The organism is Pantoea sp. C1E2 (assembly GCF_056491465.1).
Genome location: NZ_JBSZHT010000002.1, coordinates 2,881,927 through 2,908,286, shown reverse-complemented (window position 1 = coordinate 2,908,286; position 26,360 = coordinate 2,881,927). Strand labels below are relative to the sequence as shown.

Sequence of the window (26,360 nt, the reverse complement as noted above, 5' to 3'; positions counted from 1 at the left end):
GCCATTTATGGCGACCCCTCAAATATTAACCTGCGTTTTTGTAGGGTGCGCACTTATGCGCACCAGGAAGGTTCAATAGGTCTAACTCCCAGCGCAATGGATTCTCTTCAATATATTTCCTGATGTACATCAATTCATTTTCATTTCTAACGACACGATCATAATAACCACGCTGCCAAATTTTCAACCCGGTATTGCGAGTTACACCTGCCTTAAAGAAATTGATGATGTTTGAAAGGGTGCGGTCGCTGCCAGACTGTATCCAAAGCACAGCGTGCAGGTGATTAGGCATCAGAACAAATGCATCGGTGCTGATCCGATCATATTTAACGGGCAATTGTTCCCAAGAGTTGATTACCGCACTGCCAATTGCGGTAGGTATGATTTTATCCGCAATGATTTGGCCAAAGAGGTGAGAACGATTCCGACAAACAATTGTGACGAAATAAGCGCCAGCAGAGTTATATTCGAAATTTTTAAGGCGTAAGTTTTTTCGATTATGCATGAAATCCTCCAATTCCAGGAAATCATGCTGAGTATTTTCGGTTAAAACGAGTTCCAATCATAAGCGTTGCGAAATGTATTCCGAAGATTTCTACTTTGACTGGTTGGAGGATGCCATAAATGGCATCCCTACGGGTTCGGTGAGGTTTTGTAGGGGGCGCATTTATGCGCTCCTGGCGCAGGAGGACGCCATAAATGGCATCCCTACGGGTTCGGTGAGGTTTTGTAGGGGGCGCATTTATGCGCTCCTGGCACAGGAGTACGCTATAAATGGCATCCCTACGGGTTCGGTGAGGTTTTGTAGGGGGCGCATTTATGCGCTCCTGGCACAGGAGGACGCCATAAATGACGCCCCTACGGAGGCACTTACATCATCTTCTCTATCTCTTCAAACGGCACGGCCTGACTAAACAAATAGCCCTGCAATTGATTGCACCCTGCATCAGCGAGCGCCATTTTCTGGCCTTCGGTTTCGACCCCTTCAGCGGTAACCGTTAACCCCATAGCATGACCCAGGCGTACCACGGATTCGACAATTGCAGTGGAGTTTTGCGCCACGCCCAGCGATTGGGTAAACGAGCGGTCGATTTTGATCTTGTCCACCGGGAAGGTGCTGAGATAGTTCAGGCTGGAGTAGCCGGTACCGAAATCATCCAGTGCGATGCGGAAACCGGCTTCACGCAGCGCGATGATGTTATTACGTGCTTCATGCTCATCTTCAATCAACACGCCTTCGGTGATCTCCAGTTCCATATGCAATGGGTTGGCTCCCTCTTCACGGACGATTTCAATGATGCGATCAACGAAACCACTGGCCCGGAACTGCACCGGAGACACATTAACCGCCACAATCACCTGCGGCAGTTTCAGGGAGGTTTTACAGGCTTCCCGTAACACCCACTCGCCCAGTGGAATGATCATGCCGGTCTCTTCGGCGATGGCGATAAAATCACCTGGTGAGACATCACCGCGTACCGGATGGTGCCAGCGCAGCAGGGCTTCTAATCCCACCACGCGCTGCCCACTGATCTCCATCAGTGGCTGATACCACACCCGCAATCCATCGAAATTCACCAACGCCTGACGTAAATCCGTCGCCATCTGCTGGCGTGTGCGCAGCGATTCATCCATCACCTTTTCAAATTGTCGGTACTGGCCCCGACCGCCATTTTTGGCTTCATACAGTGCGATATCGGCTTTGCGCATCAGCTCCAGGCGATCAATCCCATCTTTTGGTGCCAGCGCGAGGCCAACGCTGACGCCCACCCAGACTTCGTTGCCCTGAAGTTCGTAGGGTTCGCTCAGCTCACTAATGATGCGTTTTGCCAGCGCTTGTACCTGCCCGATGTTGTCCACTTCCGGCATCACAATGATGAACTCATCCCCGCCGATGCGTCCGACTGTGTCAGTGTGACGCAGGATCTGGGTAAGACGCCGTGCGACCTCAATGATCAGCTCATCACCTGCATGGTGACCGTAGGTGTCGTTGATATTTTTGAATCGGTCGAGATCCAGTAACAGCAGCGCCACACGTTCATCGTGACGTGCCGACACCGCCAGCGCCTGCGATAAACGTTCCTCTACCAGCGCACGATTGGGGAGACCGGTCAGCACATCATGAAAGGCCAGATGCTGTGCCTGAGCTTCACTGGCGCCCAATTTCAGAAGCGACTGCGACAGGTTCAATGATGAGGTCCAGATGCGCCGCACCATAAACAGACACAATAAAGTGATCAGTAGGACTGATATCAGGGTTGAGGGGCCCAGCATGCGCAGCATTTGCGCCCCGGGTTTATCGGGCTGCCAGGAGAGGTAACCGACGGCATCTTCCTGCTGGGACTTCAGCTGATAGAGCGCATCTTTTCCCTTCTCAGGCGCACCGTCACTGAAGTGCAACTGGCGTAGTTGGCTGCGGTCCGCCAGATTGCGCAAATAGCCGTCATCGAGGAATTTTATGCTCACCAATCGATAACGCCCTGCCTGACGCGTGCTGCTGATATCGCCCACGGCCAGTGCGGCCGCTCGCTGCCCAATACGCACAAAGTCAGCACGATCCGTGGGGCCCGCCACCTCATCGCTGCTTTTCACCAGTGGGCTATTGAGCATGTCTTGTACATAACGGTCGGGTGAATTGCCTGCCACACGCTGTCCATTACGCCACACGGCCAGCGGTTGGTTATTACGATCTAACAGAAGGATCAGTTGGTGATCGAACATATCGAACAACCATCCACCGATATTCTGATCTAACCAGCTCTGATCTGGCACGCCCAATGCCAGTTGATCCGCGAGCGGTGACCAGCGAGTCAAACTGCGCAACTGGCGCAAATGTTCGTTAAGGCTCTGGGTAAAGGAGGCCTCAATCATGCGCTGCTGTTGATCGCGCGCCTGTTCATTGCTCAGCGATGTGCCCCAGAACAAGCCAACACCTGCTCCGGCAAAGGTCAAAATCAAAATCGCCATCAAAGGCAAAATCACTTCCCGCACAAAATTGCGGCGGAAACCGTCGGACAGTTTTATTGTATTAATCATTTCAGGGTTCGCGTAACAAGAAGGGCTCATTAATAACGTTAGCAGAGTTTGTACAAGCTGCACCCTGTAAGGGCAACGATAAAGCGGTGAAAATAAGCGATAATTTTTTGAACACTGTCACAAAGGCAACAGTTAAAAATATTTTATTAAAACCACAGCCGTTTCGCTTTGATCCTGCTGCCCTAAAGCAAATTCATCCTTGCGTCACTGAGCCGTCACGGCGCTGTCATCTGGCTCCCGCACTGTAGTCGCCATCCCGCAGCAACCTTCGCTGCGTTCCTCAACCTGTATCGAATGAGGTATTGAACGTGATGGAGATATCCAGACATCCGACCACTGTTTATCAGGCGGTCGCCGCCCAACTGGAGCAGGCACTGCAAGAGCGTTATCGCTGCGGTGACTATCTGCCTTCCGAACAACAGTTAGCCGATCACTATGAAGTGAACCGCCATACGTTGCGCCGCGCGGTGGACGAACTGGTGAATAAAGGGTTGCTGCAACGTCGTCATGGCGTGGGCATCCTGGTGCTGATGCGTCCTTACGATTACCCCCTGCATGCACAGGCCCGTTTCAGCCAGAACCTGCTGGAGCAGGGCAGCCATCCCACCAGCGAACGTCTGCTGGCGGTGCTGCGTCCGGCCAGCAGTGACGTGGCCAGCGCACTGGCTATTAATGAAGGCGATAACGTGATTCATCTGCGTACCTTGCGCCGCGTCAATGGCGTGCCGGTGTGTGTAATTAATCACTTCCTGCCGGATCTGAGCTGGTGGCCCAGGTTGCAACAGTTCCAGAACGGTTCGCTGCACGACTTTATGCAGCAACAACTGGGCCTCGATTTAACCCGTTCGCAAACCCGTATTAGCACGCGCCGCGCACAGGCCAAAGAGTGCAAACAGCTGGAGATTGCGCTGCAGTCGCCGCTGCTGTGCGTGCGTACCTTGAATAAACACAGCGACGGTTTGGTAGCGGAATACTCCGTCAGCCTGACGCGTGGCGACATGATTGAACTGACCCTGGAGCATGAATGAAACAGCAAACCGCTCGCCAGCATTGGCTATCGGTACTCGCGCATAGCGAAGCCAGCCAGCTTGATGCCCACTGGCAGTCGCTGCACCTTAATGCGCAATTTGAAGCGATTCGTCCTGCCGAAACCGGTTTAACCCGTTTGCAGGCGCGCATGGGCGGCAGCGGTAAACGCTTTGTGATGGGTGATGCCACCGTCACGCGTGCGGTGGTGAAACTGCACGATGGCACCCTCGGCTTCAGCTATGTGCTGGGCCGCGATAAAGCGCACGCCGAACGCTGCGCCGTGATTGATGCACTGTTGCAACAGCCAGAAACCCATGCGCTGCTGCAGGAAAAACTCATTGCCCCGCTGGCGGCCTTGCGTGAAGAGCAGCGTCAGCTGCGCGCACGTGAAATCGCCAGCTCTAAAGTGGACTTCTTTACGCTGGTACGCGGAGATAACTAATGACATTACTGGCCAGTTTTAACCATCCGGTTGCCGATTCGCAGCGTGCATTTCGCCGTATTCTTAAAGCCATGAGCGAACCAGGCGTGATGGTCTCACTGCCGCTGGAACAGGGCTGGGGCGACTTATCGCCAGCCGCCACCGCGGTGTTGTTGACGTTGGTGGATCAAGAGAGTGCGCTGTGGCTGGATAGCCGCGTAGACAGCGAAGTGCTACGCAGCAACCTGCGTTTCCACACCGGCGTACCGATTGTGGAAGACCGCCATGCGCCATTTGCTCTGACTCATGCGGCATCCAATCCTGATCCTGCGCAGTTCGCACCGGGCGACAATATATCACCGGAAAAAAGCACCACGCTGATCATCGAAGTGCCGGCGCTGAACGGCGGCTTAACGCTGCGCCTGTCCGGTCCTGGCCTGCGTGAATCCCGCGCCATCGCACCGCAATTGCCGGAAGCGATTCTGACTTATCTGCGCGAGCGTCCTCATCCATTCCCACTGGGCGTGGATCTGATTTTCACCTGCGGTGAAGCGATGATGGCCTTGCCACGCACCACCGATGTGGAGGTGTGCTGATGTACGTTGCGGTTAAAGGGGGCGAGAAGGCGATAGCCAGTGCCCATGAGCTTCAGGCCGATTTGCGCCGTGGCGACCGCGACGTGGCGGAACTTGGCTGCGATCAGGTGGCGCAGCAGTTGGGCCTGGCGGTGGATCGCGTGATGACCGAAGGCGGCATTTACGATCCCCAGTTGGCCGCGCTCGCCATCAAGCAAGCCAGCGGCGATATGGTGGAAGCGATCTTTCTGCTGCGCGCCTATCGCACCACCTTGCCACGTCTGGCTGACAGCCTGGCGCTGGAAACCGATGAGATGCGCATCGAACGCCGTATTTCAGCGGTTTATAAAGATCTGCCGGGCGGCCAGGTGCTTGGCCCTACCTACGATTACAGCCATCGTCTGCTCGATTTCACCCTGCTGGCCAATGGCGAGACTCCGGCGGCACCGCGTGACGATCAGGCACTGCCTGAGCGCTGTCCGCATGTGTTCAGCATGATGACCAGAGAGGGTCTGGCGGCGCGTGAAGAGGATGATGGCAGCGAACCGTGCGATATCACTCGCGAGCCGCCCGGTTATCCGGCGACGCGCGCTGCCCGCTTACAGCAACTGGTGCGTGGTGATGAAGGTTTTCTGCTGGCACTCGGTTATTCCACCCAGCGTGGCTACGGGCGCAACCACCCGTTTGCTGGCGAAATCCGTACCGGCTATCTCAGCGTGTCGATCTGCCCGGAGGAGCTGGGCTTCGAGATTGATATCGGTGAAATCCTGCTGACCGAGTGTGAAATGGTCAACGGCTTTACCACGCAAACTGACAGCGCACCGCACTTTACCCGTGGTTACGGTCTGGTGTTCGGCCGCTCAGAGCGTAAAGCCATGGCGATGGCGCTGGTTGACCGTGCCCTGCAGGCCCCGGAATACGATGAGCGTATTGCCGGTCCGGCGCAGGACGAAGAGTTTGTGCTGTCGCATGCTGACAACGTAGAAGCGGCGGGCTTTGTTTCGCATCTGAAACTGCCGCACTACGTCGATTTCCAGGCGGAGCTGGAGTTGCTGAAACGCCTGCGTGAACAGGTTCAGGAGCAAAACGATGAGTGAGTTAACCGGCTATAACAACGGCTATCTGGATGAGCAGACCAAGCGCACTATCCGTCGCGCGATCCTCAAAGCGGTAGCGATTCCAGGTTATCAGGTGCCGTTTGCCGGACGTGAAATGCCGATGCCTTACGGCTGGGGCACCGGCGGGATCCAGATCACCGCCAGCATTATTGGCGACAGCGACGTGCTGAAGGTGATTGACCAGGGTGCGGATGACACCACCAATGCGGTGTCGATCCGTCGCTTCTTCCAGCGCGTCAGCGGGGCAGACACCACCGAAGCCACCAAAGATGCCACGCTGATCCAGACGCGCCACCGCATTCCGGAGACGCCGCTGCAGGAAGATCAGGTGCTGATTTTCCAGGTACCGATCCCTGAGCCACTGCGCTTTATCGAGCCGCGTGAGACCGAAACGCGCACCATGCACGCGCTGGAGGAGTACGGCATCATGCAGGTGAAGCTGTATGAAGATATCGCTCGCTACGGCCATATCGCCACCACCTATGCTTATCCGGTCAAGGTTAACGATCGCTACGTAATGGATCCATCGCCGATCCCCAAGTTCGACAACCCGAAGATGCACATGATGCCTGCGCTGCAGCTGTTTGGTGCCGGGCGTGAAAAGCGCATCTACGCGCTGCCGCCGTATACCAAAGTGGAAAGCCTCGACTTCGACGATCACCCGTTCACCGTTCAGAGCTGGGATGAACCCTGCGCGCTGTGCGGTTCGCGCCACAGCTACCTCGATGAGGTGGTAATGGATGATGCCGGTACGCGCATGTTTGTCTGCTCCGATACCGATTTTTGCCACCAGCAGCAGGAACAACAGCATGCACAGTGAACAGCCGCTGCTTGCGGTCAACAATCTGACGCACCTCTATGCGCCAGGCAAAGGTTTTGAAGATGTCAGCTTTGAGCTTTATCCGGGCGAAGTGCTGGGCATTGTTGGGGAATCCGGTTCGGGTAAAACCACGCTGCTGCGCAGCCTGTCGGCACGTTTGGCGCCGCAGCAGGGCAACATTCTCTATCGCGCTCAGGATCTCTATCAGCTGAGTGAAAGCGATCGCCGCCGCTTACTGCGCACCGAGTGGGGCGTGGTGCACCAGCATCCGCTGGATGGATTACGTCCACAGGTTACCGCAGGCGGTAACATCGGCGAGCGCTTGATGGCAGTAGGCCAGCGTCATTACGGCGATATCCGTAAAGAGGCAATGCGCTGGTTGCAGGATGTCGAAATCCCCGCTAATCGCATCGACGATTTGCCGACCACCTTCTCCGGCGGTATGCAGCAGCGTTTGCAAATTGCCCGCAACCTGGTGACCCAGCCAACGCTGGTGTTTATGGATGAGCCGACTGGCGGGCTGGATGTGTCGGTGCAGGCGCGACTGCTGGATCTGCTGCGTACCCTGGTACGTGAACTGAATCTGGCGGTGGTGATTGTGACGCACGATCTCGGCGTGGCGCGCTTGCTGGCGCATCGTTTGTTGGTGATGAAGCAGGGCAGAGTGGTGGAGAGCGGTCTGACCGACCGGGTGCTGGACGATCCGCACCATCCTTACACCCAACTGCTGGTTTCATCGGTGCTGGCTTAATTTCATCAGGACATCAACATGCAACCTTTATTGCGCGTAGAGAAACTCAGCAAAACTTTCGTGCTGCACAACCAGAGCAGCGCCGAGCTGCCGGTGCTGCAGGATGCCAATCTTGAAGTGTGCGCCGGTGAGTGCGTGGTGCTGCACGGTCGTTCCGGCAGCGGAAAATCCACCTTACTGCGCGCGCTCTATGGCAACTACCAGGCCAACAGCGGTCACATCTGGCTGCAACATAAGGGTGAGTGGATCGACATGGCGCAGGCCCCGGCGCGCCAGATTCTGGCGATTCGCCGCGAAACCGTCGGCTGGGTTAGCCAGTTCCTGCGGGTGATCCCTCGCGTACCGACGCTGGAGATCGTGATGCAACCGCTGCTGGAGCGCGGCGTGGAGCGCGCTTTCTGTGAGAAGCGCGCCAAAGAGCTGCTTACGCGCCTGAATGTACCGGAGCGTTTGTGGTCACTCGCGCCCTCGACCTTCTCCGGCGGTGAACAGCAGCGCGTCAACATCGCGCGGGGCTTTATCGCCGACTATCCGGTGCTGCTGCTGGATGAACCTACCGCCTCACTCGACAGCGCCAACAGCGCGGCGGTAGTGGAATTGATTGAACAGGCGCGCACCCGTGGTGCCGCCATTGTGGGTATTTTCCATGACGAAGCGGTGCGCGCACGCGTGGCCGATCGCCTGCACGTCATGCAGCCGGTTAAAACAGGAGCAGAAGCATGATCGTCAATAACGTCCGTTTGGTGCTGGAGCATGAGGTTGTCACCGGTTCGCTGGAGATCCGCGAGGGTCGCATTGCCAGCTTCAGTGACAGTACCAGTCAATTAGCGGGCGCACTGGATGGCGAAAATGCCTTCCTGCTGCCGGGGCTCGTCGAGCTGCACACCGATAACCTCGATAAGTTCTTCACACCGCGTCCGAAAGTGGACTGGCCGGCGCACTCGGCGATGAGCAGCCACGATGCGCTGATGGTCGCTAGCGGTATTACTACCGTGCTGGATGCGATTGGCGTCGGTGATGTGCGTGATGGCGGGCATCGCATTGAAAACCTGAGCAAAATGATCAACGCGATTCAGGACAGTAACCGCAAAGGCATTAACCGTGTCGATCACCATCTGCATCTGCGCTGTGAGTTGCCCCATAACACCACGCTGCCGCTGTTTGAGAAGCTGATGAGCACGCCGGAGCTGTCACTGGTGTCGCTGATGGACCATTCGCCAGGCCAGCGTCAGTACGCTTCGCTGGAAATGTATCGCCTCTATTATCAGGGCAAATATTCGCTGAATGATGAGCAGATGGATCTGTTCGAGCGTGAGCAACTGGCGCTGGCCGCCGAGTTTTCAACGCCGAACCGCAATGCCATCTCCGGTCTGTGCCGTTCGCGCGGCATTCCGATTGCCAGCCACGATGATGCCACGGCGGCACACGTTGCCGAATCACATGACGTCGGCAGCACCATTGCTGAGTTCCCCACCACGCTGGAGGCGGCACGCGCCTCGCGCGAATGCGGTATGCAGGTGTTAATGGGCGCGCCGAATATCGTGCGGGGTGGCTCGCACTCCGGCAACGTGGCGGCAGCGGAGCTGGCCAGCCATGACCTGCTGGATATCCTGTCATCCGACTACTATCCGGCGAGCCTGCTGGATGCGGTGTTCCGCTTAGTGGCCGATGAACGCAACAGCCTGACGCTGCCACAAGCCGCCGCGCTGGTGACCCGTAATCCGGCTCGCGCGATTGGCCTGCACGATCGCGGTGTGATTGCTGAAGGCATGCGTGCCGACCTGGTGCTGGCTCATACCGAACATGGACATCCACACATTCGCCACGTCTGGTCGCAGGGCAGGCTGGTGTTCTGATGGCGCGCCTCATCTGGCTAACCGGGCCTTCGGGCTCGGGTAAAGACAGTTTGTTAAACGCGCTGCGTGAGGTGCCGCCGGATAACCTGGTGATTGCCCATCGTTACATTACGCGCCCGGCCGATGCCGGGGGCGAAAATCATGTGGCGCTGAGTGAAGCAGAATTTCGGCGACGTCAGGCACTGGGGTTGTTTGCCATCAGCTGGCAGGCACATGGCCTGTGTTACGGGCTGGGAGAAGAGATCGATCACTGGCTGGCGCGGGGATTAAACGTGCTGGTGAATGGTTCACGTCTGCATCTGCCGATTGTTGAGCAGCATTACGGCGCACAGCTGTTGCCACTGGTGTTGCAGGTCTCACCTGCGGTGCTGGAAGCGCGCTTGCGACAGCGTGGACGTGAAAGTGAAGCAGAGATTAGCCAACGGCTGGCGCGTGCGGCAGAACCGCTGCCCGCGCACTGCCATCCGCTTAATAACGATGGCGCACTGAGCGACACGCTCAACAGGCTGCGCCAGCTGCTGGAGCATCCACCATGAAACTGACTTTTCTCGGCACGGGGGGCGTGCAGTCTGCGCCGCTGTTCGGCTGCGATTGCTACGCCTGTGAACGTGCGCGCCTGGAACCCCGTTTTGCGCGGGGGGCGACCAGTGCGCTGATCGACACCGGCAGCGAGCGTATTTTGCTGGATGCCGGTCGCCACGATCTGCATCAGCGTTTCCGCCCTGGTGAATTGAGCCGAATATTGCTTACCCATTTTCATATGGATCACGTGGCCGGATTGTTCAGCCTGCGTTGGGGATTAGGTGAGCCGATTCCGGTGTGGGCGCCGCCGGACGAGAAGGGATGTGATGACCTGTTAAAACATCCTGGCCTGCTGGATTTCCGTTCCGCGCTCACCCCTTTTGTGCCACACAGCTTTGGCGCGCTGCAGGTTACGCCGCTGCCGTTACAGCACTCAAAACTCACTTATGGTTACCTGTTCGACTGGCACGGTACGCGCCTTGCGTGGCTGTGTGATACCTGCGGATTGCCACCCGATACTGCAGATTTTCTTGATGGTCAACCGCTCGACCAACTGGTGATTGACTGCAACGATCCCCCACGAGAAAGCGTGCGCAATCATAACGATGTGACGCGCGCATTGCAGATTATTGAACAGCTGGCGCCGCGCCAGGCGTGGTTGATTCATCTCAGTCATGAGATGGACAGCTGGTTACTCAATAATCGCTTACCAGACAATGTACTGGCCGCCATGGATGGGCAGAGCATCACCGTCGGTTCTTCACACGCTGTCACTGTTTAATCACTTTACTGTCATCAAGTCTTCATCGGATTTGCCCGTAATAACGGGCAATCAAGACCTCAGAGACTGGAGTGCACCATGGCACAGGCATTACTGAAAACCGTTATCGATAATCCTTACGTCCCACACGCTGGACAGGGCAACAAGGTGCTGTCGGTACAGGGGCTGTGCAAGGCATACGGCGAAAACCGTGTACTGGATAATGTCAGCTTCGATCTGCATGCGGGCGAGCTGGTGGCCGTGATTGGTCGCTCAGGCGCAGGCAAATCGACACTGCTACATATGCTGAACGGCACTATCAGTGCTTCACAAGGCGCGATTCTGAGCAACCGTGCGGGCGAAGTCGATCGTGATGTGGTGACGCTCAACAGCCGCCAGATGCGCGAGTGGCGCAGCGAATGCGGCATGATCTTCCAGGACTTCTGCCTGGTGCCGCGCCTCGATGTGCTGACCAACGTACTGCTGGGTCGTTTGAGCCAAACCTCGACGCTGAAATCCTTCTTCAAAGTGTTCTCTGAAGCGGACCGCGCAAGGGCGATTGAGCTGCTGCAGTGGATGAACATGCTGCCGCAGGCGCTGCAGCGTGCAGAGAACCTGTCAGGCGGGCAGATGCAGCGCGTGGCGATATGCCGTGCGTTGATGCAAAACCCGCGCATCCTGCTGGCAGATGAGCCGGTGGCTTCACTCGATCCTAAAAACACCAAGCGCATCATGGATGTGCTGCGCCAGGTCAGCGAGCAGGGCATCAGCGTGATGGTGAACCTGCACTCGATTGAACTGGTGAAACAGTATTGCACCCGTGTTATCGGCATTCAGCGCGGCAAAGTGCTGTTTGACGGAAATCCTTCTCAGTTGACCGATGGCTTGCTGCATGAGCTGTACGGCGACGAAATTAACCAGCTCCACTAACTCCCACGGCAAGAGAAAAACGACGAATGAAACTGACCTCTTTAGCTTTATTGACTGTTGCAATGACTTTTGGCGTTAACGCAGCGGATGCACCAAAAGAATTGAACCTCGGGATTTTGGGTGGACAGAACGCCACTCAGCAGATTGGTGATAACCAGTGCGTGAAAGATTTCTTCGACAAAGAGCTGAATGTCGATACCAAAATGCGCAACTCGTCTGATTACTCAGGCGTGATCCAGGGCCTGCTGGGTAACAAAATTGATATGGTGCTGAGCATGTCTCCGGCATCTTATGCTTCAGTTTATCTGCAGAACCCAAAAGCGGTTGATGTGGTCGGCATCGTGGTGGATGACAAAGACGGTTCACAGGGTTATCACTCTGTAGTGATCGTGAAAGCAGACAGCCCTTACAAAAAGCTGGAAGACCTGAAGGGCAAATCCTTCGGTATGGCCGATCCAGATTCAACTTCTGGCTTCCTGATGCCAAACCAGGCGTTCAAGAAAGAGTTCGGCGGCACAGTTGACGACAAGTACAACAACACCTTCTCTAGCGTGACCTTCTCTGGCGGCCACGAGCAGGACATCCTTGGCGTGTTGAACGGTCAGTTCGAAGGCGCAGTGACCTGGACCTCGTTGATCGGTGATTATGACAAGGGTTACACCTCAGGTGCCTTTGGCCGCATGATGCGTATGGACCAGCCTGACCTGATGAAGAAAATCCGCATCATCTGGCAGTCTCCGCTGATCCCGAACGGCCCAATTCTGGTGAGCAATAACCTGCCCGCTGACTTCAAGCAGAAGCTGGTGGCGGCGATCAAGAAGTTGGATAAAGAAGACCACAGCTGCTTTATTAAAGCGGTAGGCGGAGCCCAGCATATCGGCCCAGCCACCGTAGCTGATTATCAGAACATCATTGATATGAAGCGTGATCTGATGAAAGGTTCGCGCGGTTAATTTAGCTGGGTGCGGTTATCGGCAGCGGTGCGCATAAATGCGCACCCTACAGGATAACGCTCCCCGTAAGGTCGCCATTTATGGCGACCTGGCCAAATATCGCACCGGTTTGATGACGTCATTTATGGCGACCTGGCCAAATATCGCACCCGGTTGATGACGCCATTTATGGCGACCTGATTCATCCCCGCACCCTCGACCACAGGATATCCCCCTTGACCGATTTCGAACACTACTACCAACGCATTCGCCGCCAGCAAAAGCGCGATACTGTGCTCTGGTCGCTGCTGTTGGTGGCGCTCTATCTCGCTGCGGGCAAGATGGCGGAATTTAACCTGGTTACCGTCTGGCAATCACTGCCACACTTTTTCGATTACATCGGCGAAACCGTGCCGGTGTTGCATCTGCCCGTGCTGTTTTCCGATGTGAAAACCGAGGGCTCGCTGGCTTACTGGGGCTACCGCCTGCATTTCCAGCTGCCGCTGATCTGGGAAACCTTACAGCTGGCGCTGTCGTCGACCATTGTGGCGGTGGTGGTGGCTGGGGTTCTGGCGTTTTTCGCCGCCGACAATACCCAAACGCCGCGCAGCGTGCGCATGGCAATTCGCGCCTTCGTTGCATTCCTGCGCACCATGCCGGAGCTGGCGTGGGCGGTGATGTTCGTGATGGCGTTTGGCATCGGTGCCATTCCCGGCTTTCTCGCGCTGGCACTGCATACGGTGGGCAGCCTGACCAAACTGTTTTATGAATCGATTGAGAGCGCCTCGGACAAACCGGTACGCGGACTTGCGGCGTGCGGTGCCAGCAAACTGCAGCGCATGCGTTTTGCCTTCTGGCCGCAGGTGAAACCGACGTTTCTCTCCTACAGCTTTATGCGCCTGGAAGTGAATTTCCGCTCTTCTACCATCCTCGGATTAGTGGGGGCGGGCGGCATCGGCCAGGAGCTGATGACCAATATCAAACTGGATCGCTATGATCAGGTCAGCATGACGCTGCTGTTGATTATCGTAGTGGTGTCGCTGCTGGATACGTTCTCAGGCTGGTTGCGCCGCCGTGTGGTAGAAGGAGATGTAAGATGATTGCATTAGCGCCGGATGTGGCGAAGCTGAAGCAGGAACATCCTGCTCTGTTCGCTGCGCAAAACCGTTATCTGCGCCGCGTGGCTATCGTGGCCCTTGCCGTGGTGCTCTATTACCTGTTCTTCTTTGAGTTTTTTGGCATTGAGTGGAGTCGGTTCCTGATAGGCTGCCAGCAGCTGGGCCGTTACTTCCTGCGCATGTTTGTGTGGCAAGACTTTATGAACTGGCCATTTGGTTACTACTTCTCCCAGATTGGCATCACGCTGGCGATTGTGTTTGCCGGTACGCTGACCGCTTCTCTGATTGCGTTGCCGGTCTCCTTCCTTGCTGCCCGCAACGTGATGCACGATCCGATTGCCCGACCCATCTCCCTGTTGGTTCGTCGTCTGCTGGATATTATGCGCGGTGTTGATATGGCCATTTGGGGCCTGATCTTTGTGCGTGCCGTTGGCATGGGACCGCTGGCGGGTGTGCTGGCTATCGTGGTGCAGGATGTGGGATTACTGGGCAAACTGTATGCGGAAGGGCATGAAGCCGTGGAGCGTTCACCCAGCCGTGGATTAGGTGCCGTGGGAGCCAACAGTCTGCAGAAACATCGTTTCGGCATCTTTACTCAATCGTTCCCGACTTTCCTGGCATTGAGCCTGTACCAGATCGAGTCCAATACCCGTTCGGCGGCGGTACTTGGCTTTGTCGGCGCGGGTGGCGTCGGCCTGGTTTATGCCGAAAACATGCGCCTGTGGAACTGGGATGTGGTGATGTTCCTGACCATCCTTCTGGTCGGGGTGGTGATGATTATGGATGTCATCTCCAGCAAACTGCGTAAACGCTACATCACGGGGAAACCGTTGCCGCTTTGGCAGCCTGCCGTGCGCGACTGAGCCGTTCACTGCGTTGCCAGGCGCGTTCCAGCGCCTGCGCCAACTGCGCCTGTTGCCAGGGTTTTGCCAGCCGTTCGCACAGCGGCAAAGTGACCTGGCTTTGGCGCAAATCCTGACCGCTGATCAGCAGTGTGGCCAGTTCCGGCCACTGCTGCTGTGCCTGGCGAATCACATCCGCCCCGTTTAATGCGCCGGGCAACATCAAATCACTGATCAACAACTCAATATCTGGCGTCTGCCGCAGCAGCGTAAGTGCGGACTCGCCATCACCGCACTCTAAGGTGAGATAGCCGAGTTGATGCAGATGCTCGCACAATGTCTGTCTGACAGCGGGTTCATCATCGAGCACCAACACCAACCGGTCGTTGCTGGCACCCGGCGTAAACTCGGGAAGAGTCGGCGCGGGCTGGACCGCTTCCGGTGCGCGCGGCAGCAGCAGGCGTACGGTAGTGCCCTGACCGGGAGCGGTTTCCACCTCGATCTGACCACCGGATTGACGCACAAATCCATACACCATCGACAACCCAAGCCCGCTGCCGCTGCCGGTCTCTTTGGTGGTAAAAAATGGCTCAAACAACTGTTCACGCACCTCGGCCGACATGCCGCATCCGTGATCGATGACTTCAATGGTCACACGATCGCGCTTGCCATCCGCCCCCTGCATACGCTGGTTCCAGATGCGCAGGCGAATTTCACCGCTTTGCTTTTCCATCGCATCGCGCGCGTTGACCACCAGATTCATCAAAGCATTTTCCAGCTGCCCGGCATCGATCCACGCTGGCCAGCCGGGCCGCTGCGCATCAACCACCAGATGCTGGCCGGGCAGCAGCGAGTGCTGCAACAGTGAGTGCAGGTTATCGACCAGCTCAACCACTGATACCGCTCGCGGATAAAGTGCCTGTTTGCGCGAGAAAGCCAGCAGCCGCTGGGTCAGCTGTGCCGCGCGGTCGGCTGCAAGACGCGCCCGCTCAATGCGACTGGCCAGCGAACCGGAGGGGAGTTGGCCCACGGTGAGTGCCAGACTGCCAATAATCACTGCCAGCAGGTTGTTAAAGTCGTGGGCGATACCGCCGGTGAGTTGGCCCACGGCTTTCATTTTTTGGCTGTGCAGTAGCGCTTCTTCCAGCGCTTTACGCGTGGTGCGCTCCAGTACGGTATTGACCATGCCACGGCGCGGCACCGGGCTGAAACGTAACTCCAGCGTGCGACCGTCGGGCAGGCGAACTTCCTGCGCATCGTGCAGGCTGGTGAGTTGCACATCCATTCGCTCTAACAGACGTTGATAATGCAGGCCGCGATGCAGATCGCGCGCCGGAATGCCAAGTAACTCAGCATATTGCGCGTTCCACACCACCAGTTGTCCACTGTTATCGAACAGCGCAAAGCCATCACGCATCGCGAGGAATGTGGATTCCAGCTGGTTGCTTTTCTCTTTTAGCAGGCGGGAGGTGTGGGCCAGTGAAGCGGTATTACGTGCAAAGACGTTGAAAGCCCGCGCCAAATCACCCAACTCATCACGTCGGGCTAAGCCCGGCACATTGACGCTTTTCTCACCCTGGGCGAGACGCGTCATGGCGTGGGCGATAGCGGTCAGGCTGGAACCCAGGTTGCGATAGATGTAGTAACCCGCGTAACCGGTGATCAGCAGTGCCAGCAGCATAAACAGACCAATAAAGCCGATGATGGAGTCCAGTTCCTGATGCGTGGCGGTACTGCGCGCATCGCTCTGCTGCGCGACGAGTTGCACATAATGAGTGATGTCACCATTCAGCATCGCCACCAGCGCTTTGATGCGATAGGTCGCGTAAGCAATCGCGATATCGCTCTGCTCCAGTTGTTCCGCTACAGGCTGCAGGCTGCGCGTCGTCTCCACCAATCGGTCACGCTGCATCGCCAGCGCATCCTGTAATGGCAAGGCGGACCAGATCGGCAGTACTTGTTGTAATTGCTGTTCAGCAGCTTGCGGTGCAGTGGATTGGATCGCCACCTTTAATAAGGCATCCGTTTGCTGGCGCAGCGGCATGAAAGCACCCTCGCTGGCGAGCACATCAATGCGATTCAGCAGTAATTGCGCCTGCCACAGGCCGCTCAGCATCACGTTGCGCTGTAAATGGCGCTGATGGCCGACGCGTAACAGCTGATTAATGCTCTGCTCCAGCATCTGGCTGCGTTCACGAATGCGCGCCAGCAGTTCAGGTTGCTGTGCGGCCAGTGGCGCGTTCGCCAGCAGGGATAAGGATTGTTGCAACGCTTGCTGCGTCTGCTGCAGGCGTGCCGACTCACTCTGATACTCCAGCGCACCCACCACCTGCGCCAGCCGCACGGCGGCAGTGGCCACATTGGCCGTATCCCGCGCCAGCGCCAGGCTACCGTTCATATCGGCCAGGGTTTGCGCCTGTGCCTGCTCCTGAATGTGACCGGCGTGGCGAAATCCAAAAATAGCCACCAGGCTCACTGCCAGCGTGACACTCACCACTAACAGGTTAAACAGCAGCAGGCGACCCCGCGCGCCAGCGTGCCAGTGCAGACTCTGACTCATTACGGCCACTCCTTACCTCTCAATTCCCGGCGAGTATAAAAGCGTGACCGGGGCGCAATATGACAAATATGAATGGCCGCTGACATTTTCCATTTATCTGGTGTTGCAACACTCGGCGACAACTTCAGACAGCAGGAGCCTGGCGATGGCGGCGACACCGATATTAGAAATGCGCGAAATCACCCGACGCTTTGGCAGTTTCTACGCGTTAAAGGGCGTGGATCTGACCGTGTGGCCAGGTGAAGTCCACGCGCTGATGGGCGAAAACGGTGCCGGGAAAAGTACGCTGATGAAGATTCTGGCCGGTGCTTATACCGCCAGCAGCGGGGAAATTCTTATCGACGGTAAACCCTACGCCATCAAGGGCCCAAAAGAGGCACTGGCGGCAGGCATCACGCTGATTTATCAGGAAATCAATCTGGCACCCAATCTGACTGTGGCAGAGAACATCTTTCTCGGCAGCGAGATCACGCGCGGCGGACTGGTGAAACGGCGGCAGATGGCGGAAGAGGCACAGCAGGTGATTAACCGTCTGGGTGCCCAATTCAGTGCCAACGATCTGGTGAGCAAACTCAGTATCGCTGAACAGCAGCAGGTGGAGATCGCCCGCGCGCTGCATCGCAACAGCCGCATCCTGGTGATGGATGAACCCACTGCCGCACTCTCCAATCGCGAAACCGAACAGCTGTTTGCGCTGATAAAACGCCTGCGCAGCGAAGGCATGGCGATCATTTATATCAGCCATCGCATGGCGGAAGTGTATGAGCTCTCCGATCGCGTCAGCGTATTACGTGATGGGCAGTATGTTGGCAGTCTGACGCGCGACCAACTTAATGCCACCGAACTGGTGCGCATGATGGTCGGGCGTCCGCTGAGCGATTTGTTCAACAAAGACCGCAATATTCCCTTTGGTGAGATCCGTCTCGCCGTCAATCACCTGACCGATAACCGCAAAGTACATCCCAGCAGTCTGGCAGTACGCGCCGGAGAAATTGTCGGGCTGGCGGGTTTGGTCGGTGCCGGACGCAGTGAGCTGGCGCAGCTGATTTTTGGCGTGCATCAGCCCAGGGGCGGCGAAATCTGGATAGATGGCGAGAAAGTCAAAATCCATTCACCGCGTGATGCCATAGCACGTGGCATTGGCTTCCTCACTGAGAACCGTAAAGAGCAGGGGCTGTTTCTTGAGATGGCAGCGCAGGAAAACATCGTGATGGCGACGCTGGAACGCGATGCCAGTTACGGTCTGCTTAATCGGCGCAAAGGGCAGAAGATTGCCGGCGATGCCATTGAATCACTCAACATTCGTGTGCCGCACGCCCAGGTACGGGCCGGCGGGCTATCGGGCGGTAATCAACAGAAACTGCTGATCTCACGCTGGGTGGCGATTGCACCGCGCATCTTGCTGCTGGATGAGCCCACGCGCGGCGTGGACGTCGGTGCCAAGAGCGAAATCTACCGCATGATGAATCAGATGGCGCAACAGGGCGTGGCGATTTTGATGATCTCCAGCGAACTGCCGGAGGTGGTCGGGATGAGTGACCGCGTCTACGTGATGCGCGAGGGCAGTATTGCCGGAGAGCTGAGCGGCGCAGAGATCAGCCAGGAAAACATAATGACACTGGCCACCGGCGCACAGCCGGTACAGGCCTGAGGAGACCGCAATGACCAGTGAAACTGCACGCGTAAAAAGTCCTACGCTCAAACGCGCCTTAATGAGCGATCTGCTGCAAACGGTGGGCATTCTGCCAATTTTGATCCTGATTGTGGCGGTGTTTGGCTTTGTTGCGCCGAACTTCTTTACCGAAGGAAATCTACTGAATATCACGCGTCAGGCGTCAATCAACATTGTGCTGGCGGCGGGTATGACCTTCGTGATCCTCACCGGCGGGATCGATCTGTCAGTAGGATCGATGCTGGGTACCACAGCGGTGGTGGCGATGGTGGTGTCGCTGGATCCGGCTTTTGCCAGCTTAACCATTCCGGCGGCGCTGGGTGCGGGTCTGATTATGGGGCTGTTCAACGGCATTCTGGTGGCGGGTGCCGGTTTGCCGCCGTTTATCGTCACGCTCGGTACCTATACCGCATTGCGCGGTGCAGCGTATCTGCTGGCAGATGGCACCACGGTGATTAACTCTGACATCAATTTCGAGTGGATCGGTAATGGCTATCTCGGGTCAGTGCCCTGGTTGATCATCATTGCCTTTGCGGTGATAGCTTTGTGCTGGTTCATTCTGCGCCGCACCACTCTGGGTGTGCACATCTACGCCGTAGGCGGCAATGTGCAGGCCGCGCGCCTCACCGGGATCAAGGTCGGCATGGTGCTGGTGTTTGTCTATGCCATGAGCGGCATGTTGTCGGGACTGGGCGGATTGATGAGTGCCTCACGTCTCTACAGCGCCAACGGCAACCTGGGTGTGGGATACGAGTTGGATGCGATAGCCGCGGTGATTTTGGGCGGTACCAGCTTTGTGGGGGGGATCGGCACCATCACCGGGACGCTGATTGGTGCGCTCATTATCGCCACGCTGAATAACGGCATGACGCTGATGGGCGTTTCTTACTTCTGGCAGTTGGTCATCAAGGGCGCAGTGATCATTATCGCTGTGCTCATCGATAAATATCGTACGCGCCATCACGTGAGTTAAGGGGCTATTTTACTTGCCATTTTACCGCCGGGCAGTGCGCGCAATCCTCACGTACTTCAGTACGCTCCGGTTGCTGTGCGCTGGCCGTCGGTAAACTGGCTGCGACAATAACGCCCCTCCACTCGGTTAATTGAGAACAGGCAGTCATACCACGGCGATCTGCTGGGTCGCCAACATAATCATAAAAGCAGGAGAACATCGACTATGCGTTTTAATCCGATTATTACCGGACTGCTGGCGGCGACGTTGTTGAGTGCGCCACTGGTGCAGGCCAAAGAGTTGAAATCCATTGGTGTCACCGTCGGCGATCTCGCCAACCCGTTCTTCGTGCAGATCACCAAAGGGGCAGAGCTGAAGGCGCGGGAACTGGCGGGCGATAAGGTCAACGTGACGCTGGTCTCCAGCGGATACGATCTTGGTCAGCAGGTGGCGCAGATTGATAACTTTATCGCCGCCAAAGTGGACATGATTATCCTCAACGCCGCCGACTCCAAAGGTATCGCACCCGCGGTGAAACGTGCGCGTGATGCGGGCATCGTGGTGGTGGCTGTCGACGTGGCGGCTGACGGTGCTAATGCCACCATTACCTCCGATAACACCCAGGCAGGCGCCATGGCCTGTAAATACATCTCTGACCGTCTGAAAAACAAAGGCAACGTAGTGATCATCAACGGACCACCGGTGTCAGCGGTGCAAAACCGTGTTGAAGGCTGCATGACCGAGCTGAAAACTCATCCCGATATCAAGTTGCTCTCCTATAACCAGAACGCCAAGGGCAGCCGCGATGGTGGCCTGGAAGTGATGACCGGACTGCTGTCTGCCAATCCAAAAATCGATGCGGTATTTGCGATTAACGATCCGACGGCGATTGGCGCCGATCTGGCCGCCAAGCAGGCCCAGCGCAGTGAGTTCTTTATTGTCGGCGTCGATGGATCGCCAGACGGTGAAGAAGCGCTGAAGCGTAAAGGTTCGCTGTTCGTTGCCACCCCAGCGCAAGACCCGCAGGTGATGGCGGCAAAAGCGGTAGAGATTGGCTACGACATCCTGCAGGGCAAACCGGCGCCTGACAAACCGGTGCTGATCCCGGTCACCATGATCGATCGTAATACTGTCAGCAACTACAAAGGCTGGACGGTGAAATAAGGTTGGTTTCTTGAGGCGGTCTCTGGGCCGCCCGCATTGGGAGAGGGAGTTATGCATCGATCCGAAGTGAACGCCATTCTGCAACTCACCCGCGAATTCTTTATGCGTCAGGACGTGCATCTGCCGCCCTGGGCCGACTATGGCCTCAGCCAGTGGCGTGCGCTGGACAAACAGAGCGCGGAAGAGTTGCTGGCGCTGCATCTGGGCTGGGATGTCACCAGTTTCGGCGCTGATGATTTCTCTCAGACCGGCTTAACCCTGTTTACCCTGCGTAATGGCTCGCGTGGTGGGCATCCCTGGGGAAAACCTTACGCTGAGAAAATCATGCACGTGCGCGAGGGGCAGGTAACGCCGATGCACTACCATCCACAAAAGATGGAAGACATCATCAATCGCGGCGGCGGAAATCTGATCGTCACGCTGCATAACCGCGCCGGCGACCGGCTTGATGACTCACCGGTAAACGTCACTTTAGATGGCATCCGCCAGACTCACGCGGCGGGATCGCAACTGCGTCTGTCGCCTGGTGAAAGCGTCACCTTGCTGCCCGGTATCTGGCACAGCTTCTGGGGCGAAGAGGGCTATGGCGATGTGCTGGTTGGCGAAGTCTCGATGCCCAACGATGACGAGCACGACAATGTGTTTCTGACTCCGCTGGCGCGCTTCAATCCGATTGATGAGGATGAAGATCCGCGCTGGCTATTGTGTAACGAATATCACCGCTGGCTGGCATAAAGGAGTTCACGATGGCACTGATTTCTCTGGCGCAGGGCCTGGCCCATGCGCAGCAGCACCAATACGCACTCGGCGCATTTAACGTGCTGGACACCCATTTCCTGCGTGCGCTGTTCCAGGCGGCTGAGCAACAGCGCTCACCGTTTATTATCAACATCGCGGAAGTGCATTTTAAGTATGTCAGTCTGGAACATCTGATTGCGGCGGTTCGCACTGAAGCGGCACTGCACGATATTCCGGTAGTGCTCAATCTCGACCATGGTTTGCATTTTGAAGCGGTGATGCAAGCGATACGCCTCGGGTTCACTTCGGTGATGTTTGACGGATCGACCCTCAGCTACGAGGAGAATGTGCGGCAGACGCGCGAAGTGGTGAAAATGTGCCATGCGATCGGCGTGTCGGTGGAGGCGGAACTCGGTGCGGTAGGCGGCGACGAGGGTGGGGCGCTGTTTGGCGAGGCCGACAGCAACAAGTTTACCGATCCTGCGCTGGCGGCGGAGTTTGTACAGTCAACGGGGATCGATTGTCTGGCCGTAGCGATTGGCAACGCGCACGGTAAATACAAAGGTGAGCCGAAGCTCGACTTTGACCGTCTGGCGGCAATTCGCTCGGCGGCCGGCATTCCTCTGGTGCTGCATGGCGGTTCGGGGATCAGTGATGCCGATTTCCGCCACGCGATTAGTCTGGGCATCCATAAGATCAACTTCTACACCGGCATGTCGCAAGCCGCTCTGGGCGCGATCGAAAAGCAAATTACCCAGCGTGATGCCCGCTACGACTCCTTTGCCGAACTGTTGATGGCGGTAGAACAGGATATTGCCAATGTAGTGGCACAGCAGATGCAGGTGTTTGGCAGCGCCGGGAGGGCCTGAGATGGTGCAACGCAACGGCATTCTTGGTGCGGGCAGTATGCTGGTTGACCATGTACAGCGGATCACGCATTGGCCGGAACAAGGCTGGTTAGCCGAGATCACGCACAGCGAGAAGTGCAGTGGCGGTGCCGCGCTCAATGTGCTTTTCACCTTAGCGCGCATGCAGGTGAATTTGCCGCTGGCGGGTGTAGGGATGGTGGGCGAGGACAGTGACGGCAATTACATAGTTGAGCTGTTAGACGACCACCAGATCGATCGTCAGTTTGTGCATCGCACCCAGAGTGTAAGAACGGCAATGACGCAGGTGATGACCACACCCGATGGGCAACGCACCTTTTTCCATGCGCGCGGTGCCAACGCACAGCTGGATCTGCCCCATTTCACTGACGTTGCCACGCCACACCGTATTTTTCATCTCGGCTATTTGCTGTTGCTGGATAGCCTCGATCAGCCCGATGAGGAATTTGGCACACGCAGTGCACATTTGCTGGCCCAGATGCAGCAACGCGGCTATCTCACCTCACTGGATTTGGTGTCGCGGGCGGGAGAATATCGCCCGCTGGTGATGCCGGCTTTGCGCTGGCTGGACTATCTGGTGATTAACGAACTGGAGGCGCAATCACTTACCGGTGTAACCCTGCGCAGTGCTTCAGGGCTGGCGGCGCCCAGCGCCTTCGCCGACGCCGCTGCCTGGTTGATTGAACAGGGCGTACGTCAACGTGTGGTGATCCATGCACCAGAGGGGGCATGGGGACAAGAGAGCGGTGGAGAAGGGTTATGGCAGCCGGCATGGTGCCTGAAACCGGAAGAGATTGTGGGCAGCGTTGGAGCGGGAGATGCGTTTTGTGCTGGGGTGCTCTATGCCAGTCACGAAGGTCTGCCCTTGCTGGAGACATTGAAGCTGGCACATACCTGCGCCTGTTTCAATTTGCATGCAGCAAATGCGCTGGACGGCACGCGGCCATTGGCCGAGATGCAGCGCTGGATGGATCAGGCAATCTGTGTTTCGCGGGCGGCCGAAGCGGGACGCAGTACATCAGCGGAAAAGACATAACCCAGGCCGCGGATGGTTCGGATCAGACTTGGCTGATGCGGATTGGCTTCAATCTTGCGCCGTAGTCGCATAATCAGCACGTCTATCGTTCGGTCGAACACCTCAAGACTTTCATTGTGGGTCAGTTCCAGCAGTTGATCACGCGTCAGCACTTTGCGTGCGTGACCCACCAGGGCGCGCAACAGGGTATATTCGCCTTGAGTGAGGGCAACGCTTTCGCGCTGAGGATTAAACAGCTGGCAACGCGCATCATCCAGCCGCCAGCCATTAAATTGCCATCCTTCATCCTGCTGTGTATCGGCTTGTGTCAGACGCCCGCAACGGCGTAATGCAGCGCGCGCGCGCGCCACAACCACGCGGGGATTAAAGGGTTTGGCGATGTAATCATCAGCACCCATCTCTAATCCCACCACCATATCCGCTTCCGAACCCATCCCGGTTAGCATGATGACCAGCAGATCCGGCCGCTGCCGCTGCATCTGTTGCAGCACCAGTAAGCCGTTGGTGTCCGGTAGCATCATATCCAGCATAACCAATGAGATTTCGGGGTGCAGGTTGAGTAGCGCAAGGGCATCTTTGCCCTGATGGCAGCTGTAAACAGTAAACACATGTTCACTTAATACATCGTGCAGCAATTCGCACACGGCACGATCATCATCAACGACTAAAATCGCGGGCTTCATTGCGCTTTCTCACATGTTGCGAAAGGGTTAAAAAGCAGTGTAACCCGATGTTTTTAAGCTGCTGCCCTATGCTGCAGAAACGTGAGCGCCATCGCCAGGCAGTGTGCGAAATCGTGCGTTGCCGCAATATTTTCTACCGAGACCATTGACCGTAGGGAAAACGATTGCGCGGCAATAGTGCAATGCACCATAATCGCGCCTCATTCTGGTTCGGAATTATCTTAACCGTCGCGCTATTCGTAAACGTAAACGATTGCGTATGGTGATGGCATAGCTATTGCTATATGGACAGGGGAAAGCGGAAGGTGCTCTTGCCTTACGTCCGGCTCAAATCGCTTTCATCAAAAATATAACTAGTGTTTCAACCACATTGGCAAGAGAGAACGTGCACCCGTGCCGTCTCCGCTCATGAGAGATGATGATGTTAGAAAAACTCTTCAAACTTAAAGCGCACAACACCACCGTGCGCACAGAAATCATTGCGGGTATCACTACCTTCCTGGCCATGGCCTACATCCTGTTTGTTAATCCGAGCATTCTCGGTGCGACCGGCATGGATAAAGGCGCGGTATTTGTGGCCACCTGTTTAGCGGCGGCAATTGGCTGTGTGCTGATGGGGCTGATCGCCAACTACCCGATCGCGCTTGCTCCGGGCATGGGTCTCAATGCCTTCTTCACTTATACCGTTGTGCTGCACATGGGCTACACCTGGCAGATCGCACTCGGCGCGGTGTTCCTGTCAGCGGTCATCTTCTTTGCGCTGTCGATTTTTAAAATTCGTGAATGGATTATTGCCAGTATTCCGTTGCCGCTGCGCGCGGGTATCGCTGCGGGTATTGGCTTGTTCCTGGCACTGATCGCGCTGGAAGGCGCGGGCATCGTGGTGGATAACCCGGCAACACTGGTTGGCCTGGGCGATCTGACCAAACCGGGCCCACTGCTGGCACTGTTAGGTTTCTTCATCATTGTGGCGCTGGAAGCGCGTCGCGTGACCGGCGCAGTGCTGATTGGTATCCTGGTCGTCACCTTTATTTCGATGGGCATTGGTCTGACGCCATTTGGTGGCGTTTTCTCAGCGCCACCTTCGATTGCACCGACCTTTATGCAACTGGATATCTCCGGTGCGTTTAACGTAGGTCTGGTGAGCGTTATCTTCGCCTTCCTGTTTGTAGATGTGTTCGATAATACCGGTACGCTGCTGGGCGTGACCAAGCGTGCGGGTCTGGCGGATGAGCAGGGCAATGTGCCGAAAATGGGCCGTGCGCTGATCGCTGACAGTGCTGCTGCGCTGTTTGGTTCATTACTGGGAACCTCAACCACCACCAGCTATGTCGAATCTGCTGCGGGTGTCAGTGCCGGTGGTCGTACCGGTTTGACGGCTATAGTGGTCGCTGTGCTGTTCCTGCTGAGCCTGTTCTTCTCGCCGCTGGCGGGTAGTGTTCCGGTTTACGCTACCGCACCGGCATTACTGTTTGTTGCGGTGTTGATGGCCTCTGGTTTGGCCGAAATTGACTGGAAAGACATCACCACGGCTGCGCCCGTAACCGTCACCGCGCTGACCATGCCTTTGACTTACTCCATCGCCAACGGAATCGCCTTCGGTTTCATTACCTGGACCGTGGTAAAACTGCTGAGTGGTCGTACGAAAGAGATCAATGCTGCACTGGTGATTCTCTCGATTCTGTTCGTGATCAAACTGGGCTGGTTAAGCGCTTAAGTTTTGGTTTCCGGAAGCCCGCTCGGGCTTCCGTGTTTTCTGTTTCATCCCCGCAAATATTCTCTGTGCGACCTCTCGCAATCCTTCACTAAGGCTCCTTCTGTTATTTCTCTGCCAGTTTTAGCCTGTGCGGCGTATTGATGCCTGCCTGATCTTTTTTTGCCGTGAATGGCGGGTTCGTGGAATGTTTAATCGGCTCGAATCTGTTTCACTAATCTGCAAGGTGAAGAGATAGCCGGGT

At 56.5% G+C, this 26,360-nt stretch carries 25 protein-coding genes; 21 read left to right on the top strand and 4 right to left on the bottom strand.

What is annotated here, in order from left to right; genetic code table 11:
• Positions 1-25: 25 nt before the first annotated feature.
• Together ACXI0A_RS14020 and ACXI0A_RS14015 are read right to left on the bottom strand one after the other, a co-directional pair.
• A complete protein-coding gene (locus ACXI0A_RS14020; protein WP_476148229.1) occupies positions 26-505 on the bottom strand; it encodes a transposase in 480 nt (159 codons plus the stop codon).
• Positions 506-870: 365 nt separating this feature from the next.
• Positions 871-3,036 carry an EAL domain-containing protein gene (locus ACXI0A_RS14015; RefSeq protein ID WP_476148231.1) on the bottom strand — a complete coding sequence of 722 codons (2,166 nt, stop codon included), beginning with the start codon at positions 3,034-3,036 and terminating at the stop codon, positions 871-873.
• Positions 3,037-3,347: 311 nt separating this feature from the next.
• On the opposite strand from ACXI0A_RS14015, the gene phnF reads away from it, so the two are divergent.
• From phnF to phnE (ACXI0A_RS13945), 14 genes are all read left to right on the top strand, one after another.
• Positions 3,348-4,064, top strand: a complete 717-nt coding sequence (gene phnF / locus ACXI0A_RS14010; RefSeq protein ID WP_224932021.1) for a phosphonate metabolism transcriptional regulator PhnF — start codon at positions 3,348-3,350, stop codon at positions 4,062-4,064.
• A complete protein-coding gene (gene phnG / locus ACXI0A_RS14005; RefSeq protein WP_476148233.1) occupies positions 4,061-4,507 on the top strand; it encodes a phosphonate C-P lyase system protein PhnG in 447 nt (148 codons plus the stop codon). Before phnF ends, phnG begins: the two co-directional genes overlap by 4 nt.
• Positions 4,507-5,082 (top strand): phosphonate C-P lyase system protein PhnH, encoded by a 576-nt coding sequence (gene phnH, locus ACXI0A_RS14000; RefSeq protein ID WP_476148235.1) that lies wholly within the window; start codon positions 4,507-4,509, stop codon positions 5,080-5,082. The genes phnG and phnH overlap by 1 nt, the downstream gene beginning before the upstream one ends.
• The gene (locus tag ACXI0A_RS13995; RefSeq protein ID WP_224931470.1) at positions 5,082-6,158 is read left to right on the top strand and encodes a carbon-phosphorus lyase complex subunit; all 1,077 of its coding nucleotides are present in this window, start codon (positions 5,082-5,084) and stop codon (positions 6,156-6,158) included. The genes phnH and ACXI0A_RS13995 overlap by 1 nt, the downstream gene beginning before the upstream one ends.
• On the top strand, positions 6,151-6,999 hold the full coding sequence (locus ACXI0A_RS13990) for an alpha-D-ribose 1-methylphosphonate 5-phosphate C-P-lyase PhnJ (protein WP_224931472.1): 849 nt from the start codon (positions 6,151-6,153) through the stop codon (positions 6,997-6,999). Before ACXI0A_RS13995 ends, ACXI0A_RS13990 begins: the two co-directional genes overlap by 8 nt.
• The gene (gene phnK, locus ACXI0A_RS13985; protein ID WP_039332167.1) at positions 6,989-7,750 is read left to right on the top strand and encodes a phosphonate C-P lyase system protein PhnK; all 762 of its coding nucleotides are present in this window, start codon (positions 6,989-6,991) and stop codon (positions 7,748-7,750) included. The genes ACXI0A_RS13990 and phnK overlap by 11 nt, the downstream gene beginning before the upstream one ends.
• 18 nt (positions 7,751-7,768) lie before the next feature.
• Entirely contained in the window at positions 7,769-8,473 is a 705-nt protein-coding gene (gene phnL, locus ACXI0A_RS13980; protein ID WP_224931473.1) for a phosphonate C-P lyase system protein PhnL, read from the top strand.
• Positions 8,470-9,606 (top strand): alpha-D-ribose 1-methylphosphonate 5-triphosphate diphosphatase, encoded by a 1,137-nt coding sequence (phnM, locus tag ACXI0A_RS13975; protein WP_476148238.1) that lies wholly within the window; start codon positions 8,470-8,472, stop codon positions 9,604-9,606. Before phnL ends, phnM begins: the two co-directional genes overlap by 4 nt.
• Entirely contained in the window at positions 9,606-10,142 is a 537-nt protein-coding gene (gene phnN / locus ACXI0A_RS13970) for a ribose 1,5-bisphosphokinase (protein WP_224931475.1), read from the top strand. Before phnM ends, phnN begins: the two co-directional genes overlap by 1 nt.
• A complete protein-coding gene (gene phnP, locus ACXI0A_RS13965; RefSeq protein ID WP_476148240.1) occupies positions 10,139-10,909 on the top strand; it encodes a phosphonate metabolism protein PhnP in 771 nt (256 codons plus the stop codon). The genes phnN and phnP overlap by 4 nt, the downstream gene beginning before the upstream one ends.
• 78 nt (positions 10,910-10,987) lie before the next feature.
• Entirely contained in the window at positions 10,988-11,818 is an 831-nt protein-coding gene (gene phnC / locus ACXI0A_RS13960) for a phosphonate ABC transporter ATP-binding protein (RefSeq protein WP_476148242.1), read from the top strand.
• 26 nt (positions 11,819-11,844) lie between these two features.
• On the top strand, positions 11,845-12,771 hold the full coding sequence (phnD, locus tag ACXI0A_RS13955) for a phosphonate ABC transporter substrate-binding protein (RefSeq protein ID WP_084935596.1): 927 nt from the start codon (positions 11,845-11,847) through the stop codon (positions 12,769-12,771).
• Positions 12,772-12,986: 215 nt separating this feature from the next.
• Positions 12,987-13,850: a phosphonate ABC transporter, permease protein PhnE gene (phnE, locus tag ACXI0A_RS13950; RefSeq protein ID WP_476148244.1), complete on the top strand. Its 864-nt coding sequence runs from the start codon at positions 12,987-12,989 to the stop codon at positions 13,848-13,850.
• Positions 13,847-14,731 carry a phosphonate ABC transporter, permease protein PhnE gene (phnE, locus tag ACXI0A_RS13945; RefSeq protein ID WP_224931479.1) on the top strand — a complete coding sequence of 295 codons (885 nt, stop codon included), beginning with the start codon at positions 13,847-13,849 and terminating at the stop codon, positions 14,729-14,731. Before phnE (ACXI0A_RS13950) ends, phnE (ACXI0A_RS13945) begins: the two co-directional genes overlap by 4 nt.
• Here phnE (ACXI0A_RS13945) and ACXI0A_RS13940 read toward each other — a convergent pair.
• Positions 14,685-17,270, bottom strand: a complete 2,586-nt coding sequence (locus ACXI0A_RS13940; protein ID WP_476148246.1) for an ATP-binding protein — start codon at positions 17,268-17,270, stop codon at positions 14,685-14,687. The two genes, phnE (ACXI0A_RS13945) and ACXI0A_RS13940, sit on opposite strands and share 47 nt — an antisense overlap.
• Positions 17,271-17,415: 145 nt before the next feature.
• Between ACXI0A_RS13940 and ACXI0A_RS13935 the strand changes: the two genes are divergently transcribed.
• From ACXI0A_RS13935 to ACXI0A_RS13910, 6 genes are all read left to right on the top strand, one after another.
• Positions 17,416-18,921 (top strand): ATP-binding cassette domain-containing protein, encoded by a 1,506-nt coding sequence (locus ACXI0A_RS13935; protein WP_476148248.1) that lies wholly within the window; start codon positions 17,416-17,418, stop codon positions 18,919-18,921.
• A gap of 10 nt (positions 18,922-18,931) precedes the next feature.
• On the top strand, positions 18,932-19,915 hold the full coding sequence (locus tag ACXI0A_RS13930; RefSeq protein ID WP_476148250.1) for an ABC transporter permease subunit: 984 nt from the start codon (positions 18,932-18,934) through the stop codon (positions 19,913-19,915).
• Between the two features lie 204 nt (positions 19,916-20,119).
• Positions 20,120-21,058: an ABC transporter substrate-binding protein gene (locus tag ACXI0A_RS13925; protein WP_224931487.1), complete on the top strand. Its 939-nt coding sequence runs from the start codon at positions 20,120-20,122 to the stop codon at positions 21,056-21,058.
• Positions 21,059-21,109: 51 nt separating this feature from the next.
• Positions 21,110-21,793 (top strand): D-lyxose/D-mannose isomerase, encoded by a 684-nt coding sequence (locus ACXI0A_RS13920; protein ID WP_476148251.1) that lies wholly within the window; start codon positions 21,110-21,112, stop codon positions 21,791-21,793.
• A gap of 11 nt (positions 21,794-21,804) precedes the next feature.
• On the top strand, positions 21,805-22,665 hold the full coding sequence (locus ACXI0A_RS13915) for a ketose 1,6-bisphosphate aldolase (RefSeq protein ID WP_200569622.1): 861 nt from the start codon (positions 21,805-21,807) through the stop codon (positions 22,663-22,665).
• Position 22,666: 1 nt separating this feature from the next.
• Positions 22,667-23,719 (top strand): PfkB family carbohydrate kinase, encoded by a 1,053-nt coding sequence (locus tag ACXI0A_RS13910; RefSeq protein WP_476148253.1) that lies wholly within the window; start codon positions 22,667-22,669, stop codon positions 23,717-23,719.
• On the opposite strand, the gene ACXI0A_RS13905 is transcribed toward ACXI0A_RS13910, so the two are convergent.
• Positions 23,656-24,402 (bottom strand): response regulator, encoded by a 747-nt coding sequence (locus ACXI0A_RS13905; RefSeq protein ID WP_476148255.1) that lies wholly within the window; start codon positions 24,400-24,402, stop codon positions 23,656-23,658. The two genes, ACXI0A_RS13910 and ACXI0A_RS13905, sit on opposite strands and share 64 nt — an antisense overlap.
• Before the next feature lie 418 nt (positions 24,403-24,820).
• On the opposite strand from ACXI0A_RS13905, the gene ACXI0A_RS13900 reads away from it, so the two are divergent.
• Positions 24,821-26,119, top strand: a complete 1,299-nt coding sequence (locus ACXI0A_RS13900) for an NCS2 family permease (protein ID WP_224931497.1) — start codon at positions 24,821-24,823, stop codon at positions 26,117-26,119.
• The last annotated feature ends 241 nt before the right edge of the window (positions 26,120-26,360 follow it).